Genomic DNA, 17,741 nt, shown 5'->3' on the forward strand with positions numbered 1-17,741 from the left:
ATACACCTCAAAAGGTAATCGCGTTTCTAAAACAGAGGCGTTACGCCTTACGTAGCATGAGCCACTGCTGGAAGATGGAGAGCACGTTGTTTACAAGCCAGTACACCACGAGACCGGATGGGAAGTTCAAGAACATAAACGTAAAGACTACTGGCATGATGAGCATCATCTTGCGCTGAGTCGGATCACCGGTGCTCGGGCTGAGCAGCTGCTGGAGCAGCATGGTTGCACCCATCACAATAGGAGTGATGTAGTATGGATCTGGTGCAGATAAGTCAGAAAGCCAAGGCATGTTTGTGAACGGCAGGTAATCAATAAATGAAGCATGACGCAACTGAATTGCGTTAAGCAACGCCTGATACAAACCGAAGAATACTGGAATCTGAATGATCATTGGCAGACAGCCGCCTACAGGATTTACCTTGTAGGTTTTGTACAATGCCATAACTTCCTGATTCTGTTTTTCGCGATCGTCTGCATACTTTTCGCGAATCTTCTGCATCATTGGCTGGAGCTTTTTCATAGCTTCCATAGATTTGTAGCTCTTACGAGACAGTGGCCAGAATGCAATCTTAATAAGAATGGTAAGCAGAATAATCGCTACACCGTAGTTACCTACGTACTGCTCAAAGAAATTAATCATTTTGAGCATTGGCACTGCGAGAATAGTAAAGAAACCGTAGTCTTCTGCCGCACTCAGAGTATTAGGAGCAGCAGCAAGGTACTTGGAAATCTTAGGGCCAATGTAGTAGGTAGCAGTCGCAGAGGACATGTTACCAGGTGCAATACCAATACCGTCTTTTTCAAGTGCAATTCTGTACACGCCGCTCTGGTACTTAGCTTTCAGAGCAAGATCAGCAGATTTTGGTGCAATGGCAGCAATAAAGTAGTTGCTTTCCACACCCGCCCACATCATAGGCAGAGTGCTACTAATGCCGGTTCCGAGATCATCAACATCTTCTTCAGTGTCAAGACCTTCAGTATCAGTAAACCATGCAACACGAGTTTTGTTGTACGGGTTGCCAGCGTCGGTCATACTGTTGGCATCAAGAGTGTAGTCCAATCGAACATTACGCGGGTTACTTCCTGCGTTAATGATATTTGTTTTTTCAGTAATAGTGTAGTTGTCTGCTGTAAATGAGAATTCGCGTTCAACACGCAAACCATCTACTTCACCAACAAACACGAGCATGCCGTTCTTACCTTCATCTAAGGTAAGATCAGAGCCTTTCAGGCTCCATGCTGCTTTTTCCCAAGTCCGGTCGCCATCAATAAGAAGGCCAAGGGGAGCAAATGCAGCGGCAGATTTGCCGATGAGATCAACTTTTGGAGAATCCGGGGTGTTTTCAGCTTTGTAATTTTTAAGAACAAAGCTCTGCAGCACACCGCCGTTAGAATGAAATACGGCAGTGTAAAGAGGAGTATCAACAGTAACAGTGCGTCCGTTTTCAGCTTTGAAAACTGGCAGTTCTGGTGCCGGTGTGTTTTGTGCTGGCTGAACCTTCGCAGGGGATGTGGAACCTGCATTTGCAGTTTCTTCTACCACAGTCTGCTGTACTGGCTGTGGCAACCATCCCATGTACTCAGCAAGGTAGTTCCACCCTACGGTGATAACCATACAGAGCACAACGGTAATTATGACTCGGTTTTTATCCATGGGCCCTCAATAGCTCCTATGCATAGGGATGTTTTTCTTTGGAAGGCGGGACGGGATCGTGCCCCCCTGCAGACCAGGGGTTACAACGCAAAATGCGCCATCCGGCGAGAACTGATCCCTTCAAAAAGCCGTGGCGCATCACGGCCTGCGCCGCATACTCTGAACACGAAGGTACAAAGCGGCAGGCAGGCGGAAAAAGAGGCGAAATACAGAGCTGGTAAAATCGTATAGGCGCTACCAGCAGCGTGCGGAAGGTTTTCTTCATTACGCTTCGTCTTCCCCATCCTGAGCGGACCTTTCACGTAATTTGTGAATGATCGGTAAAAGTTCCTGTGTGACAAAATGTAGGTCAACACGCTCAGGATCCAATCGGCGTTTAGGCACTACAACTAAATCAATGCCGTTCGGTATTTCCCGCTGATTCAGTCGAAAGAACTCGCGCAACACACGTTTGACGCGGTTACGTTGTACTGCCGATCCTGTTTTCTTCGTCACTGCCAACCCCACTCGCCACGGAGCAAGTGATTCTTCCTTTTCTAAAACAAACAAGACGAAATTTTTAGAAAAGTATCGGCGACCATCATCGTAACATTTTACGAATTCAGGCCGCCGGGTCAGCCGATGTGTTCTTGGGAACGTTAGGCAGATAATTTCGCACGACCTTTAGCGCGTCTGCGACGAAGAATCGCACGACCACTAGCGGTTTTGAGACGAGCACGAAAACCGTGGGTTCTTTTGCGCTTAATTTTGCTTGGCTGGTAAGTTCTCTTCATGAGATGACTCCTTTAAAAAAATGAACGGCATCTTCTACAGACTTTACGCGTTCACGTCAAGTTTATCATAAACATAGAAAACGTCAGCCCCCATTTTACCGGCAGCTGACTAATAATAACAAAATATAGTACCGAACAGCTGTGTATACATAGAGGGTTTTGCTTGTACCATCAAGCATAAACCCTCAATTATAGCTTTTTTCCACTACATTCCTAAATCATCAGCAGTAGCTGGAGAACTCAAAACAGGAAAGTTCGTCATATCCACATCATCATCCACCACAGGATTAATCATGTCCGGTGCAGACAACATTACGCCCTTTTTAATTTTTTCTCTTCTACCCTGCTGTGCATAGGCATTGGGCCGCTTGTTAAACATAGCCCACAAGTCACGTTGCTCACCTTTGTCCTCGCGAAGCAGAACTGCAAATTCACGACGATTCCTCAGTGTATATTCATGCGCAGCAATAACAGCGCCATCAGAAACACGCAGCAACCTGATCGAAACATACACTCTATACGGTGTAGGCACATAGCTGCCAACCAGCACCACCTGTGCATTGTATTCCTTTTTCATCAATTCAGAAACATCACGAGTTAAAATAAACTCACCTTCTTTAGGAATGATAGAGTATTCCTTCTTAAGACGAGATTCTATCACACTGTATCCAAATTGACTGATGCGGGAAGATATCTGCTGCATAACAAGCCGTCCCAACATTGAAGAATGTCGGAAATCACTTAACTGCACCATGCTAGCAATTAGCACAGGACTGTTACGGCTCACCTTACCGCTCATCTGCTCTGCGATCACATCCGCTGCCATAAAGTTTTCAGCAGACAGTGATGAAGGTTCAAAGCGCAGTTCCGGCAAAGTAACAATCTTTTCCGGTGCAGGTGGTAACACACTACCACGCTCTGCAAATGCTGCCGCAGGAATTAAACAAGTAATCACCGCTAAAAGAACAAGTACATTTCGCATGCTTACTCTCCTGTAACCTTAATTGTGCGGGCTGGAAACTCTTCAACCTGGTATCCGCGCTCATATGGAGAAACAAAGTTCGCCTGCTGATCTTCCGCAACACGCAGAACTGATGAAGCATGCATGACATACCGGTTGTTATAGCTCATACCTACAGAAAGGATTACAGCCTTATCCTCATCACTTCCGGTCTTGTCATACAGCTGCGCACTCGAATTTTTGCTGGAACCGCGTCCTTCAAGAGTGTCCGCTCCAGAAGTACCGATAAGATGAGTGTCACTGCTTGCCTGCATGAGTTCACCACGGTCAGTTGAAACAGGGAGCGTCGCATAGCTTAATTGAATCATGTCTTCTTCACGCTGCACCGCAACCTGCAGTCCACGACTAATTAACTCTGTATGCAGCAGACTGTAAAAACCTGTATCAAACGCACGGTCATTAAGCGGACGCATGTAAATAGGTTTACCCGCGAGATCAGGTCTATCCTTAATGGCCTTTGCCACATGATTAGCTATTTCAGCTGCCCACTCGCTCCAATCATCAACCGCAACGTAGTCTTCGTAAACTACGGGCGATGTTGTACGCGCAAATGTCGCCTTACGCCTCACTTTTACACAGCCTGCTGTTGCAAATACCAGAACAACCACAAGTGCAATTGTCCATATTCTTCTAACATTATGCATATGCGCCTCTTCACGTTAATAGTACAAATCGTCCCCGAAGACGTTTTCTATCTACTTTTCGGAAGACGCCGCAGTATCTTTAATAAAGTGTTTTCACACAAAAAAAGGCCGGAGCAAATGCTCCGGCCTTTAATAGCAAGATAGCTAGGAAGACTGTACTGATTAGTACATGCCACCCATGCCGCCCATGCCGCCCATGCCACCTGGCATTGCAGGAGCTGCAGCACCAGCAGGTTCAGGCTTGTCTGCAATTGCGCACTCAGTGGTGAGCAGGAGAGAAGCAACAGAAGCTGCGTTCTGGAGAGCGATACGGGTAACTTTCTTAGGATCGATAACGCCGGACTTGATAAGGTCTTCGTATTCGCCGATAGCAGCGTTGAAGCCCATACCGTCTTTACCGTCTTTTACTTTCTCAACGATTACGGAACCTTCGAAGCCTGCGTTAGCAGAGATCTGACGGAGAGGCTCTTCGATAGCGCGGCTAATGATGCGTACGCCAGCTGCTTCATCGTCGTCAGCAGGTTTTACTTCACTGAGAATAGTGGAAACGCGAACAAGAGCAGTACCACCGCCAGGAACGATGCCTTCTTCAACAGCAGCACGAGTTGCGTTGAGAGCATCTTCTACACGGTCTTTTTTCTCTTTCATTTCGGTTTCAGTTGCTGCGCCAACGTTGATTACAGCTACGCCGCCAACGATTTTAGCGAGACGTTCCTGAAGTTTTTCGCGATCGTAGTCAGAAGAAGACTCTTCGATCTGAGCACGGATCATTTTACCGCGTGCTTTGATGTCTTCAGCTTTACCAGCACCGTGAACGATAGTGGTGTTTTCTTTGTCGATTACAACACGTTTTGCGGAACCGAGTTCTGCAACGGTGATGGTTTCGAGTTTAACACCCATTTCTTCGGAAACAACCTGGCCACCGGTGAGGATAGCGATGTCTTCGAGCATTGCTTTACGACGTTCGCCGAAACCAGGAGCTTTAACAGCAGCAACGTTAAGGGTACCGCGGAGTTTGTTAACAACGAGAGCTGCGAGAGCTTCGCCGTCTACATCTTCAGAGATGATAACGAGAGGCTTGGACATTTTAGCAACCTGTTCGAGAACAGGGAGCATGTCTTTCATGTTTGAAATTTTCTTTTCGCAGATAAGGATGAGAGGCTCGTCCATTTCTGCAACCATTTTGTCTGCGTTGGTTACAAAGTAAGGAGAAAGGTAACCACGGTCGAACTGCATACCTTCTACTACGTCGAGAGTAGTTTCGAGGCCTTTTGCTTCTTCAACAGTGATAACGCCTTCTTTACCAACTTTGCTCATTGCTTCAGCAATGATGTTACCGATGGTAGCATCGGAGTTAGCAGAGATGGTACCAACCTGTGCGATTTCTTTCTGATCACGGGTTGGTTTTGCAAGAGCGTTGAGCTCGCCTACGAGAGCTTCAACAGCTTTGTCGATGCCGCGTTTGATAGCCATTGGGTTACGGCCAGCAGCAACGAGTTTTACACCTTCACGGTAGATTGCCTGAGCGAGGATGGTAGCAGTAGTGGTACCGTCACCAGCGATGTCAGAAGTTTTAGAAGCAACTTCTTTAACCATCTGTGCGCCCATGTTTTCGAACTTGTCTTCGAGTTCGATTTCTTTAGCAACAGAAACACCGTCTTTAGTGATAACAGGAGCACCGAAAGATTTTTCGATTACAACGTTACGACCTTTAGGGCCGAGGGTCACTTTAACAGCGTTAGCAAGTTTATCTACACCGCGAGAAAGGCTTTCGCGAGCTTTAACGTCAAAAAGAATTTCTTTTGCCATGTTGTTTATCTCCTAAGAATCTAAAGAGAGGGAAAAATATTAAGCGATAATTGCGAGAACGTCTTCTTCGCGCATTACGAGGAATTCTTCGCCGTCGATTTTGATTTCGTTGCCTGCGTATTTGTTGAAGAGAACAACGTCGCCAACTTTAACAGTCATAGCGATGGTGTTACCATTTTCAACACGACCTGGACCTGCAGCTACGATTTCACCGCGAGAAGGTTTTTCTTTGGCAGTGTCAGGAATGTAGAGACCGCCAGCAGTCTTCTCTTCAGCTTCAAGGCGTTTTACCAGAACTCGATCGCTCAGTGGCTTCAGATTCATAAGTATAAACCTCCAACATAATGTTACTATCTAAATTCTCAACTGACACATTGAAGAATGCCAGTCTCGTGCTTCACCTGTAATATTATTAAAAACAAGCATATTACGTTAAAAAAGGTGAAGCCACCAATTACTTTTAAATCAGACTCGATGAAATTTGCTTCATCGAGTTGCATACTTATTCAAAACTGTCAGGGAGTATAAATCGGTTTTCATGATTGAAAAGGGGGCAAAGTAATCTTTTTTCGCTCTTTTTCATTTTTTACTGAAAAAACAAAACGTTAAGCTTTTTATTTTTTCTACACTTTTACGCTACCTTCGCATTTTCCACTACTCTAGACTATATTAGAGCATGCTATTTCTTTGCGAACGGTTAGCAACATGAATCAATCAATCCCTTAAACAGGTGCACGGCTATAGCGTAAGCACAACAAACTCACAAGCATTAATCGTACGACATTGATTTCTGTCAGCATTTGCTAACGCTGAATACACGTCTACTTTTCAAATTGCGAAAGTTCTTCAGCGCGCGCTTCTGCTTCTTCCCAGCGCATCATGACGCTTTCCAACTCTTCAGCCAGTGCTTCAAGTCGGGCTGTTGTTTTCTCAAACTCTTCAGGGCTGTTAGCATACAGTTGTGGATCAGCCAGTTTTGTTTCCAAAGCCGCCTGCTCTTCCTCCATGCTCTCTAATTTTGCTGGAATCTCTTCCAGCTCATTACGGAGCATGTCCAATTCGCGCTGTTCATTATAAGAAAGTTTTTTTGGCTTAGCAGATTCTTTTTTCGGCTCAGCTTTTTCCTGAGCTGCTTTCTTATTCGCAGCTTTCTCGACTTCAAGGTCAGGACGCTGGCGAATCCAATCATCGTATCCACCGACATACTCATTAATGACACCATTGCCCTCGAAAGCGAGAGTTGATGTCACAACATTGTTCACAAATGCACGGTCGTGACTAACAATAAGGACTGTTCCGGCAAACTCTACAAGCTGAGCTTCCAGCAATTCCAATGTTTCCACATCAAGATCGTTTGTAGGTTCGTCAAGTACCAGTACGTTGCATGGCTGGGTGAACAACTTCGCAAGCAACAAACGGTTACGTTCACCACCGGACAGTGTATTTACTGTCATGTTCATACGTTCTGGATCGAACAAAAAGTCTTTTAAGTAGCCGACAACATGTTTACGAACACCGGCAATTTCAACGGTATCATTACCATCTGCTACGTTGTCTCGAACGGACTTATTCTCATCCAACACATTTCGTAGTTGGTCAAAGTAAGCAACTTCAAGCTTAGTACCATCCTGTACGTTCCCCACCTGCGGAGTCAGCTCTCCAAGTAACAACCGTAACAATGTTGTCTTACCCACACCGTTCGGGCCGATGAGCGCAACCTTATCACCACGAGAAACAACCGTAGAAAAATCTTTAATAACTGGCTCAGACGCATCAGGATACGTGTACGTCACGTGCTCTGCCTTCACCACAACTTTACCGGAGCGCTCTGCGGTCTGGACAGCCATGCCGACATTGCCGGAACGCTCACGCCGCTTAGCACGCTCTTTACGCAAGTCCTGCAATGCTCGTACTCGCCCCATGTTACGAGTTCGACGTGCTTTGATGCCTTTTCGAATCCAAATCTCTTCTTCTTTGAGCTTCTGATCCATGCGGCGCCATTCTTCTTCCTCCGCATGAAGCACCTCTTCCTTGCGCTCCAAGAATGTATCGTAATCACATGACCAGTCAGCAAGATGTCCTCGATCAAGCTCAACAATACGGTTAGCAACCTTACGCAGGAACATCCTATCGTGAGTAATCAAAACAAGAGACTTCACATAGCGCAGCAGAAATTCTTCAAGCCATGTAATGGATTCCACATCAAGGTGGTTAGTCGGTTCATCGAGCAGCAACAAATCCGGCTCGGATGCAAGTGCTCGGGCAAGCATAGTGCGACGTTTCACACCACCGGAAAGGGATGAAAACTCAGCATCGGCATTCAGCTTCAGGTGGTTGATCACTGTCTGAATTTTCTGATGCAGTTCCCAACCGCCTTTTTCATCCAGCACATGTTGTGCCTTGGACATAGCAGCCAAAGCAGCATCGGCATCGTTACCAGTATCGAGTAAAACAGATGCGTCATGGTATGCCGCTAACGCCTCGCCAAGCTGACCAATGCCGGAAGCAACTACGCTGTAAACATTGCCCGTAATATCTTCAGGCACTTCCTGAGAAAGCATTGCGACTTTCAAGCCCTGCTGACGTGCAACCACACCGCTATCAGGTTTAATGTCGCCAAACATGAGCTTCATAAAGGTAGACTTACCCGCGCCGTTACGACCAAGCAGACAAACTCGTTGTCCTTCTTCTATCTGCAAGCTCACACCGGATAAAAGTTCCGGACCACTCAGAGTAAGTGAAACATTCTGTATACTTAAAAGTGCCATATATTATCTCCAAACCGAACATACATAAAATTCAGGTCTGTGTTGTATATGCGAGAACAATAATTCGCAAGGAAGCAATGTATAGATGCTATTTTCTCCTCCTAAACAGCACATAGCCTTCTTGCTCCTTGGAATAACGAAAATTCGATGCTACATTCTCTACAAAAGGAGGAAGAAACACTATGCGAGTGCAACCCATGGATGAACTCATAACCCTGCTTTCAAAACAGGCCGAGCAGATTGAAAAGCTTGAATCTCACGCAGCAACACTGGCTCACGACCCGCAGCAAATACAACGTTATCGCTGTATCCTAGAAGAAAAAGCTCGCCTGCTTTCTGGCCTTGCACATCTCTCGCAGCCCATAACAAAAAAAATGCCTCCAGAGAAAGCCACACCAGTACAACACATGCTGAACAGGTTCTCGCAAAGTGCCACAACATCCATGCGCATTGGCTCCCCCTTTTACATGTCCGCACTACTATACCCACAAGATCATCAGCCCGGACAGCCCAATGATCTTCAGCTGTTCATCCAACAACTTAAAGAACAAGAGTAAGTCTCCGACGGCGCTTGCCAGCGGGACTTTAAGAACCTGCCGGTAGAAAGGGTTCTTAAAAATCTCCAAAGACTTTCACTCGCGAGTTCAGCCCGTTGTTTTCACAACATCACGGCTTACGCTCTACTACCTTGCTAAAAATAAAAAAGGCTGCCCTAATTACATAGGACAGCCTTTTTTTGCTATTCAAGCCAGTAACGAGGTTCTTGAGCCGCCGGAGACAGACGTCGTAGACAAAAAGCGTCGCAGACCCGCCGGAGGCTTCCCCTTATGAAAGCTTAGTTTTTCATGTTTACGAACTGAAGCGGAATACCGTAATCGCCTTCACGAAGCATTGCGATTACAGCCTGAAGGTCATCAAGCTTTTTCCCTGTTACACGCAGCTGATCATCCTGAATCTGTGCCTGTACTTTAAGCTTGGACGCTTTGATTTCTTTCACCATTTTTTTGGCGAGATCTTTATCGATACCCTCTTTAAGAACAACTTCACGCTTAAGTGCACCTTTAGAGGTTGGTTCCGAATCTTTAAACTCAAGAACCTGTGGGTCAACTTTTCGGCGCAAGCAGTGAGTTTTAAGCATTTCTGCCACTGCTTTCATCTTAAGTTCATCCGCTGCGAGGATACTGAGGCGTTTGTTACCCTTATCAAGACTGATTTCAGTTGTAGTGCCACGGAAATCGTAACGGGTTTCAACTTCTTTTTTCACGTTGTTCACAGCGTTATCAAGTTCCTGCAAATCAACTTTATTTACTACGTCAAAAGATGGCATTGTATAGTCTCCTACTATGTCTGACTTTCGTCAGCTTCTTGAAATTTCTTTTCTTCTATTTTGAGCTTTTGAAGCTTACGCGGCGAATGCGGTTGCTTGATCGTGGTACGTGAAGCCGGACGCAGATCGAGCACTTCCTGCTTTGTCTTTTTCTCTGTCGGCTTCGAAATAATCCGTGCCTGAGACTGCGGACGTCCTGGCATTGTCTGCCGTGCTGGACGATTCCGCGGTGTCACCTGCTCCGCACTGAGCAACGTACCTTTTTTGCGAATACGCTGCGGACGCGGCTGTTTTTTCAACTTTGCCGGCTTTGCTGCTGTGCTCCGTCGCTGTGCACTGTAATCAAACTCGTCCATGTAGCAATATGTAATATCACCATCAAGAGCTCGTTCCAATGTTTTCATCATTGGCGCATCTTCGGGTGAAACAAACGTAAACGCACTGCCAGTGGCACTTGCCCTGCCAGTTCTGCCAATTCTATGAATATATGTATCCACCGTCGGCGGGAAATCGTAGTTAATAACATGAGAAACGCAAGAAATATCCAACCCGCGGGCAGCAATGTCTGTGGCAACCATGATTGCATACTTACCACGGCGGAACCCGCACATGGCTTCCTGACGCCTTCGCTGGCTCAACTTCCCTTGCAGACACGTTGCAGCAAAGCCTGCATTACCAAGCTGCCGCCACAACCGTTTAGCCCCGTGGCGGGTACGGACAAAAACGAGAAGCGATTGGAAATCCATTAAACGCAACATTGTCTTCAACAGCGGCGTTTTTAAATGCTGCGCGATCGGATAAATTGCGTGGGAAACACTAGCTACAGGCGCTATTGTGTCCACTTGAATATGCAGTGGACTGTTCATGGCCTCTTTTGCCATCTGCTCCAGCTCTTCCGGCATGGTTGCAGAGAAAAGAAGTGTCTGGTCACGTTGTTCAGTCAACTGCAAAATGTGTTGGATATCTTCGATGAATCCCATATCGAGCATCATATCCGCCTCATCCAGCACCAACATTTTTACAGTTGAAAGGTCGATAGATTTCCGGCGCACATGATCAAGCAGACGTCCTGGACAAGCAACAACAATGTCCACATCCCCTTTAAGCTGCTGCCGCTGGGTGTGCAGTCCCACACCACCAAATATAGTGACGCAGCTTAAGTCTGTTTTACGGATCATCTGCTGAATATCAGAAAAAATCTGAACAGCAAGTTCGCGGGTAGGAGCAACAACTAGCGCACGAACGCCGTTACCGGAACTTGTGAGTAATTTGTGCAGTAAAGGCAGAACATACGCCAGAGTCTTACCGGTGCCTGTTCGAGCCAGCCCAAGTAGGTCATGCCCTGCTAGCGCGGGTGGAACTGCCTTATCCTGAATAGGAGTAGGCTCTATAAAGCCCTGAGCAGAAAGTGCATCCAACAACATAGGATGCATGGAAAAATGAGCAAAACTCACGGTACTATCCTTGAAAAACGATAATCGCAAAGCCCTCGTACAACCCCATAACAATACCCATCTGCATCGCTAAGCGCAATGTTTTACCGTGTACATCGTATCAATTTACTTACGGAAACGCTTTCACTGCCTCATGATTTATCTGGACACCAACATCCGCACAATGTATTGTTCATTATTAATACTAATTACTATTCTCTTTATGTATCATGAACACTCTTTTTAATAAATTCTCTCTTTCATTCGGACGGATGCGTTCCGACATAGAAATCCCCGGGAGTCCTGAACGTTGTCTTGCGCGTTTTGTTGCTGAGGATAAAGACGGAAACTTATGGCTTGTGGAAAAGCTTAAAGAAGCTCAAGCCAACTGGCGCAACACTGTGGGCACACTTCTTACGGACTTATGGAACGAAAATGTGCCGTTCATCCATGCCCCCGCCCAATCAACCGATGGGCAAACTGTAGTAATCCATAATGACGTACCATACCAGATGACACCATTTATTATTGGTACCAATCTCCCAAGACCTGCCTACTGTGCAGATAAAGAGCGTGGTCGAGCCATTGGGGAGTTCATTACCTCACTTCAGGCCGCTGGGAAAAATATTGTAACGCCAACCTGCTCCACACCATCCTTGCCGGAGTATGTAGCAAAGATTGTAAGCACCATTACTAAACACAGACCAGATATGGCCAGTCAACTTAAAACGATCCTACCACATCTGGATACGTTCTTTGCAGAACAGGACTCAATTCCGCTTGCATTGGCGCATGGGGATTGTCATCCGCTGAATATTGTTTGGCAGGATAAAGACATCGCAGGCGTCATTGACTGGGAATTTACCGGAGAAAAGATTGTTCTCTATGACGCAGCCAACTGCATTGGCTGCGTGGGCATTGAACATCCTAACTGGTTGATTAACGGTCTCGTACCGGAACTAATAGCAACGCTGTACACAAAGAATGAAGCTTTTGCTGCTAACATTCATCAGCTCGTTCCAACAATTCTGGCTCTTCGCTTCGCATGGCTCTCTGAATGGCTCCGTAAGAATGATACCGAAATGCAGGAGCTTGAATTAGATTATATGCGCCTGATAATTCGAGGCCGTGAAGAAATAGAGCGCTTCTGGAAACAAAGGTACATGAAAGGTTAAGCTTTTTATCCTCCGGCTCATGCCCTGTTCTATTTTCGCTGTGCTAAACTTACGGTTGTATCTCAAAGGAGCGGAGTTATGTTTACATATAAACCAACTCTTTTAGCACTACTTCTGGTGAGCGTTATGGGAAGTTTTACCTCACATGCGACTGCGGCGCCTAAAGCTTCTGCTGTTTTTGCAGGTGGCTGTTTCTGGTGCATGCAACCCGCGTTCGACAAAGTACACGGTGTACTTGATACCATAGTCGGGTACACAGGCGGCACAACAACAAATCCAACATATGAACAGATAGGAACCGGAACTACCGGCCATTACGAGGCTATCAAAGTTATCTACGACCCTGAAAAAGTCACCTTTCAAGGGCTGCTCAAAATCTTCTGGCACAACATTGACCCGCTCGATGCTCAAGGCCAGTTCTGTGACAAAGGTTCCACCTATCGAAGTGCAATTTTCTACGCAAACCAAACAGAAAAAAAAGAGGCAGAAGCCAGCAAAGAAAAGGTTGAAGAACGCTTTAAGCAGCCTGTGGCTACAATGATCATTAAAGCAAACGAGTTCTGGCCTGCAGAAGACTACCATCAGAACTATTACCTAACAAACCCCATTCGATATAAATTCTATCGCTACCGTTGCGGAAGAGATGCCCGCCTCATGGAACTTTGGGGCATCGATTATACGCATTGATAAAAAAACGCCTTTCTACTGTGAAAGGCGTTCTAACTACACGAAAAATAAGAAAGCTGGGAGCACACGCTTCCAGCTTTCTTTTAGAGCTATTCTTTTTCCTGCTTAAATGACATCCACTCAAACAGAAGTCTGATTTCATCACTACGCAAATCGAACTGAGTTCGGCTGCATAAGTCCTTTACGTTACGCATAAATGCCTTTTTCACTTCATCCAGTTCTACCACATCCTGTTCAGAAAGCGGGTAGCCACCGCGTGAAATGCCTACGAGAACAAAGTTAACATGCGCTCTGCCAACTGGCACGCCCGCTTCTACACACTTATCACGGACATTGCGTGATGTATTTGTGAGGAAGAAGCCGTTCTCATTTACTTCATCTACAATAAACTGAAGAAGTTGATTGTAGTGTACAGGCATTAACAGTGGAACATCTGTAAGACGATGAACTCTGAGAGCAAAGTCGAACAATTCCGGATACTGTGTTTTAAATTCTGCTCGAACACTCGTTTCTTCCGGCTCATCATGTCGTCCTGGATCATACACATATCCCGGAACAACATTTGATATTTCCAGCTCACCAAGTTCAAGCGCTTCTAAAAATTCGCGAAATCTCCCGTAACCGAACCAGTCATGCCCTGCGTCCAGTTCTTTTTGGAGATTATGCGACAACTGCGCAAGAGGTACCGGAGAAGAAGAATCTTGCACCATCTTTTTAACAACATCAGACCCACGATTAATAATGTCTGTTGTGTCGGCGGTTGGTTTTTCCTCTTGTTCTGTCTGAGGCTGTGCCGGATACTCTTCAAGCCCTTTTTCTTCAAGAGCTTGCTGTACAAACCAGTCTTCACGGATACGCCATGAGCTTGCTGCGGTATACGCTGGGGATGCATAGCCAACTGAAAGCACCAGAGTACGACGCGCATGCTCCTGCAATCTAATCAGAAGCGGCGTAAAATCCGCATCACCGGAAAGTATAATAAATTCATCAAAATGTGTTTTGTGGCTCAACGTATCCATCGCATCCATTACGAGATGAATATCTGCACTTGTCTTACCCTGATTAGTAAGAGGCGGGCAATCAATCACGTTAAATGCTGCGCGGATAAAAAAGGGCCTGAATTGATGATAACAGTGCGGATTGAGATAACAGCAACGCATTAAAATTCGACGGCGAACTCCTTCACCATACAACATACGTACTGCATGAGTTTCCAACCACTTAAGCCAGCGCTGAGGGTTAGTTGCAAACACATGAGCCGCTGCTGGCTCTATCTCTTCCAAGCGCGTGTAGATATTGTCGAAGTCGACGAATAAAGCGCTATACACCTCCTCAAATCCATACTGATTTCGAAAACCTCTTCGATCCATATTTTCCTCATTACGGATAGAAATAACAAATCAGATTATAAAAGCATAACTCTAGTACGTATAGTGATACCTGCCCAACATAGAAATAGCAACTATGAACTATTCCTAACTGCCTGCTCTGCAACTAAATATGCACCGGTGACAGAGTTACTGTCGTTGATAATTTCCTCTGGAGTGCCCGCAGATACAACACGTCCGCCATTTTCACCGCCACCAGGACCAAGGTCGATAACATAGTCAGCAGCCATAATCACATCAGTGTTATGTTCAATAACAATCACGGTTGCGCCTTTATCCACCAATTTTTGCAGTACACGTATCAACTTACCGACCTCATGCATATGCAGCCCAGTTGTCGGCTCATCAAGAATATACAATGTTCCTGGCAAATTACGCTTGCCAAGCTCTCTGGAAATCTTGATACGTTGTGCTTCACCGCCGGAAAGAGTTGTCGCAGGCTGACCAAGACGGATGTATTCAAGCCCCACATCCTCAAGCACAGATAAACGCCTTTTCAGTGTCGGGTGATTCTCAAAGAATGCTTTTGCCTGACGTACAGTCATGTTCAACACGTCAGCAATATTCTTATCTTTATAACGAACCTCCAATGTCTCATGACTATAACGTTTACCGCCACAGACATCACAAGTTACGTACACATCCGGAAGGAAATGCATTTCAACACGAATCTGACCATCACCACTGCATGCCTCACAACGTCCACCGCGTACGTTAAAACTGAAACGTCCCGGTTTATAACCACGCTTTTTAGCATCAGGTGTCATGGCAAAGATGTTACGGATTTCATCAAAGATTTTTGTATAGGTAGCAGGGTTGGAACGCGGAGTACGTCCAATTGGAGTCTGATCGATAGAGACTATGCGTTCAATATCTTCCAGCCCCTTAATCCCCTTAATCTGCCCTGGGTTATCCACTTTAATAGATTTTGACAGCGCAATGTGCTTGTACAGTGAATCCACAACAAGAGAACTCTTACCGGAACCTGAAGGGCCGGTTACACAGGTAAGGGTACCAAGAGGAAATTTCACATCCAGATTTTGCAAATTGTTTGTAGAAACGCCCTGTAACACCAACTCACGCTCAGCCACTCTGCGCTCTTCCGGTACAGCAATTACCATCTCACCACGCAAGTACTTTGCAGTCAGTGTATCTGCTTCGTTAAGCATTTTTTCAACAGAGCCGTTAAACATAATTTCGCCACCAAGCATACCGGAACCGGGCCCAAGCTCTATCAACGTATCAGCTTCACGCATGGTTGCTTCATCATGCTCAACAACAAGCACAGTGTTACCGCGCCGCTGCAAGCTACGAAGGGTATTAATAAGGCGAACATTATCTTTTGGATGCAAACCGATAGAAGGTTCGTCCAATACATATGTTACGCCTACAAGGCCGGAACCAAGCTGAGATGCAAGACGAATTCGCTGTGCCTCACCGCCGGAAAGGGTAGACATGTTACGACTGAGAGAAATGTAATCAAGCCCTACGTTCACCATAAAGCCAAGACGATGGGTCAGTTCTTTCAACAACGGTTCTGCAACCACCATCTGTGATTCAGAAAACTCTTGCTGCTGCAACCATTCGAGTGCTCGCCAAATGGACAACGAGCAGAAATCATAAATAGAATGTTCTCCGACCCGAACTGAAAGGGACTCATTTTTCAAACGTGCACCGCCACAAACCGGACAAGGGTGGCTTTGCCTGTAACGAGAAAGCTCATCGCGCCATGCATGACCAAACTGCATACCACGGTCAAGTAAAGAGACCACGCCCGGCCAGTCATCATGACCATGAAACAATGCTTTCCAAGCTTTTTCAGAAAACTCAGCAAAAGGCGTATCCAACGTAAAGCCGTTCTTTTTACCTAACGCCTTCAAGTCATCCGCATAGCGCTCCATTACCTTAGGGTTCTTCCAAGGTAACAAACCACCCCCCTTAAGAGACAACCCTTTGTTCGGCGCAAGCAAATTCGGTTCAAAATAATCTACAGAACCGATACCTGAACAGCGGGAACAAGCCCCCTGCGGACTGTTAAAAGAAAACAATTGAGGAGAAAGGCGAGGTAAACTGACCTTACAGGTAGGACACACTGACTCTGTGGAAAGAATTCTGTCTTCACCGCCAACAATTGAAACGATAAGGCGCCCTTCACCATACTTAAGCGCAAGTTCAACTGAATCTGCCAAACGTCCACGCAAACCTTCTTTGATAACAAGACGGTCAATAACCAGATCAATAGTGTGCTTTTTGTTTTTCTCAAGAGCCGGAGGGTTATCAAGAGTATGCATTTCATCATTGATACGCACACGCACGAATCCCTGTGCCTTCAGCTTCTTAAATCTCTCAGCATGAGTACCCTTCTGATGCTCAACAAGCGGGGCCAGCACCATAAACTTTGTGCCGGTTTCAAGCTCTAAAATTTCATTAATAATTTCATCAGCAGCACGCGCAGCAATCGGCTTATTACATTTTGGGCAGTACATGGTTCCAAGACGTGCATAGAACACTCGCAAGAAGTCATAAATTTCTGTCACTGTCCCAACAGTAGAACGCGGGTTACGGGTAGAAGCAGTTTGCTCCAAAGATATGGCAGGAGAAAGCCCCTCAATTTTATCCACATCCGGCTTGTCCATCTGCGGCAAAAACTGACGAGCATACGCAGAAAGGGACTCGACATAGCGACGCTGTCCTTCAGCATATATAAGATCAAAAGCAAGAGTAGATTTGCCAGAACCGGACGGACCGCACACAACAACAAGCTCATCTCTCGGGATATCGAGTGTGAGATCTTTCAAATTATGCTGACGGGCACCTTCTATATGAATAACATTATCTTTGGTCATATATTATCTCATATGTGCATTGCACTATTAGTAACTAGTTATCATTAAGCGTAGACACTAGAAGTATGTAACCAGTTCTCCAGTTTAGGCAACCCCTGAAGTGTGGAAAAGCAAAATTGGCAGAAAATCATGCTCTAATTCTTCACAAACACTCCCCAGCCAGCTATGTTTTTTCAGAAAAATGAAAAAGAATTACTAAACTTGTTGACAGCG

16 protein-coding genes are annotated in these 17,741 nt (G+C 45.8%); 3 read left to right on the forward strand and 13 right to left on the reverse strand.

Annotated features, from left to right (window positions below; translation table 11 throughout):
• Positions 1-40 precede the first annotated feature (40 nt).
• The 9 genes from yidC to BUR09_RS13340 all read right to left on the reverse strand — a co-directional run bounded on the left by yidC (position 41) and on the right by BUR09_RS13340 (position 8,672).
• Positions 41-1,657, reverse strand: coding sequence for a membrane protein insertase YidC (gene yidC, locus BUR09_RS13300; RefSeq protein ID WP_074217430.1), 1,617 nt, complete (start codon positions 1,655-1,657; stop codon positions 41-43).
• Between the two features lie 16 nt (positions 1,658-1,673).
• Positions 1,674-1,922 (reverse strand): membrane protein insertion efficiency factor YidD, encoded by a 249-nt coding sequence (yidD, locus tag BUR09_RS13305; RefSeq protein WP_074217431.1) that lies wholly within the window; start codon positions 1,920-1,922, stop codon positions 1,674-1,676.
• A complete protein-coding gene (gene rnpA, locus BUR09_RS13310; RefSeq protein ID WP_074217432.1) occupies positions 1,922-2,308 on the reverse strand; it encodes a ribonuclease P protein component in 387 nt (128 codons plus the stop codon). Before rnpA ends, yidD begins: the two co-directional genes overlap by 1 nt.
• Positions 2,296-2,430: a 50S ribosomal protein L34 gene (gene rpmH / locus BUR09_RS13315; protein ID WP_074217433.1), complete on the reverse strand. Its 135-nt coding sequence runs from the start codon at positions 2,428-2,430 to the stop codon at positions 2,296-2,298. The genes rnpA and rpmH overlap by 13 nt, the downstream gene beginning before the upstream one ends.
• 205 nt (positions 2,431-2,635) lie before the next feature.
• On the reverse strand, positions 2,636-3,412 hold the full coding sequence (locus BUR09_RS13320; protein WP_074217434.1) for a FlgO family outer membrane protein: 777 nt from the start codon (positions 3,410-3,412) through the stop codon (positions 2,636-2,638).
• A 2-nt stretch (positions 3,413-3,414) separates the two neighbouring features.
• Positions 3,415-4,095: a hypothetical protein gene (locus BUR09_RS13325; protein ID WP_074217435.1), complete on the reverse strand. Its 681-nt coding sequence runs from the start codon at positions 4,093-4,095 to the stop codon at positions 3,415-3,417.
• Between the two features lie 162 nt (positions 4,096-4,257).
• Positions 4,258-5,904, reverse strand: a complete 1,647-nt coding sequence (gene groL, locus BUR09_RS13330; protein WP_074217436.1) for a chaperonin GroEL — start codon at positions 5,902-5,904, stop codon at positions 4,258-4,260.
• A gap of 39 nt (positions 5,905-5,943) precedes the next feature.
• Complete coding sequence (groES, locus tag BUR09_RS13335) at positions 5,944-6,228, reverse strand: co-chaperone GroES (RefSeq protein WP_074217437.1); 285 nt, start codon at positions 6,226-6,228, stop codon at positions 5,944-5,946.
• Between the two features lie 497 nt (positions 6,229-6,725).
• Positions 6,726-8,672, reverse strand: coding sequence for an ATP-binding cassette domain-containing protein (locus BUR09_RS13340; protein WP_074217438.1), 1,947 nt, complete (start codon positions 8,670-8,672; stop codon positions 6,726-6,728).
• A 182-nt stretch (positions 8,673-8,854) separates the two neighbouring features.
• On the opposite strand from BUR09_RS13340, the gene BUR09_RS13345 reads away from it, so the two are divergent.
• Positions 8,855-9,229, forward strand: coding sequence for a hypothetical protein (locus BUR09_RS13345; RefSeq protein WP_074217439.1), 375 nt, complete (start codon positions 8,855-8,857; stop codon positions 9,227-9,229).
• A gap of 278 nt (positions 9,230-9,507) precedes the next feature.
• Here BUR09_RS13345 and BUR09_RS13350 read toward each other — a convergent pair whose 3' ends face one another.
• On the reverse strand, positions 9,508-9,999 hold the full coding sequence (locus BUR09_RS13350; RefSeq protein ID WP_074217440.1) for a YajQ family cyclic di-GMP-binding protein: 492 nt from the start codon (positions 9,997-9,999) through the stop codon (positions 9,508-9,510).
• 14 nt (positions 10,000-10,013) lie between these two features.
• Positions 10,014-11,453, reverse strand: a complete 1,440-nt coding sequence (locus BUR09_RS13355) for a DEAD/DEAH box helicase (protein WP_084539486.1) — start codon at positions 11,451-11,453, stop codon at positions 10,014-10,016.
• 209 nt (positions 11,454-11,662) lie between these two features.
• Here BUR09_RS13355 and BUR09_RS13360 point away from each other — a divergent pair, with 209 nt between their 5' ends.
• Together BUR09_RS13360 and msrA are read left to right on the forward strand one after the other, a co-directional pair.
• Complete coding sequence (locus BUR09_RS13360; RefSeq protein ID WP_074217441.1) at positions 11,663-12,607, forward strand: phosphotransferase enzyme family protein; 945 nt, start codon at positions 11,663-11,665, stop codon at positions 12,605-12,607.
• Between the two features lie 78 nt (positions 12,608-12,685).
• Positions 12,686-13,294 (forward strand): peptide-methionine (S)-S-oxide reductase MsrA, encoded by a 609-nt coding sequence (gene msrA, locus BUR09_RS13365; protein ID WP_074217442.1) that lies wholly within the window; start codon positions 12,686-12,688, stop codon positions 13,292-13,294.
• 89 nt (positions 13,295-13,383) lie between these two features.
• Here msrA and BUR09_RS13370 read toward each other — a convergent pair whose 3' ends face one another.
• Both BUR09_RS13370 and uvrA read right to left on the reverse strand, forming a co-directional pair.
• Positions 13,384-14,664 (reverse strand): NYN domain-containing protein, encoded by a 1,281-nt coding sequence (locus BUR09_RS13370; RefSeq protein ID WP_074217443.1) that lies wholly within the window; start codon positions 14,662-14,664, stop codon positions 13,384-13,386.
• 92 nt (positions 14,665-14,756) lie between these two features.
• A complete protein-coding gene (uvrA, locus tag BUR09_RS13375) occupies positions 14,757-17,528 on the reverse strand; it encodes an excinuclease ABC subunit UvrA (protein WP_074217444.1) in 2,772 nt (923 codons plus the stop codon).
• Between the last annotated feature and the right edge of the window lie 213 nt (positions 17,529-17,741).

Origin of the sequence: Halodesulfovibrio marinisediminis DSM 17456, assembly GCF_900129975.1 — a bacterium.
GTDB lineage: Bacteria > Desulfobacterota > Desulfovibrionia > Desulfovibrionales > Desulfovibrionaceae > Halodesulfovibrio > Halodesulfovibrio marinisediminis.

Excerpts from the sequence above, each read along its gene's own strand:
- yidC (WP_074217430.1), bottom strand. The coding sequence starts at position 1,657 with ATGGATAAAAACCGAGTCATAATTACCGTTGTGCTCTGTATGGTTATC.
- yidD (WP_074217431.1), bottom strand. The coding sequence starts at position 1,922 with ATGAAGAAAACCTTCCGCACGCTGCTGGTAGCGCCTATACGATTTTAC.
- rpmH (WP_074217433.1), bottom strand. The coding sequence starts at position 2,430 with ATGAAGAGAACTTACCAGCCAAGCAAAATTAAGCGCAAAAGAACCCAC.
- BUR09_RS13320 (WP_074217434.1), bottom strand. The coding sequence starts at position 3,412 with ATGCGAAATGTACTTGTTCTTTTAGCGGTGATTACTTGTTTAATTCCT.
- BUR09_RS13325 (WP_074217435.1), bottom strand. The coding sequence starts at position 4,095 with ATGCATAATGTTAGAAGAATATGGACAATTGCACTTGTGGTTGTTCTG.
- groL (WP_074217436.1), bottom strand. The coding sequence starts at position 5,904 with ATGGCAAAAGAAATTCTTTTTGACGTTAAAGCTCGCGAAAGCCTTTCT.
- groES (WP_074217437.1), bottom strand. The coding sequence starts at position 6,228 with ATGAATCTGAAGCCACTGAGCGATCGAGTTCTGGTAAAACGCCTTGAA.
- BUR09_RS13340 (WP_074217438.1), bottom strand. The coding sequence starts at position 8,672 with ATGGCACTTTTAAGTATACAGAATGTTTCACTTACTCTGAGTGGTCCG.
- BUR09_RS13345 (WP_074217439.1), top strand. The coding sequence starts at position 8,855 with ATGCGAGTGCAACCCATGGATGAACTCATAACCCTGCTTTCAAAACAG.
- BUR09_RS13350 (WP_074217440.1), bottom strand. The coding sequence starts at position 9,999 with ATGCCATCTTTTGACGTAGTAAATAAAGTTGATTTGCAGGAACTTGAT.
- BUR09_RS13360 (WP_074217441.1), top strand. The coding sequence starts at position 11,663 with ATGAACACTCTTTTTAATAAATTCTCTCTTTCATTCGGACGGATGCGT.
- msrA (WP_074217442.1), top strand. The coding sequence starts at position 12,686 with ATGTTTACATATAAACCAACTCTTTTAGCACTACTTCTGGTGAGCGTT.
- BUR09_RS13370 (WP_074217443.1), bottom strand. The coding sequence starts at position 14,664 with ATGGATCGAAGAGGTTTTCGAAATCAGTATGGATTTGAGGAGGTGTAT.
- uvrA (WP_074217444.1), bottom strand. The coding sequence starts at position 17,528 with ATGACCAAAGATAATGTTATTCATATAGAAGGTGCCCGTCAGCATAAT.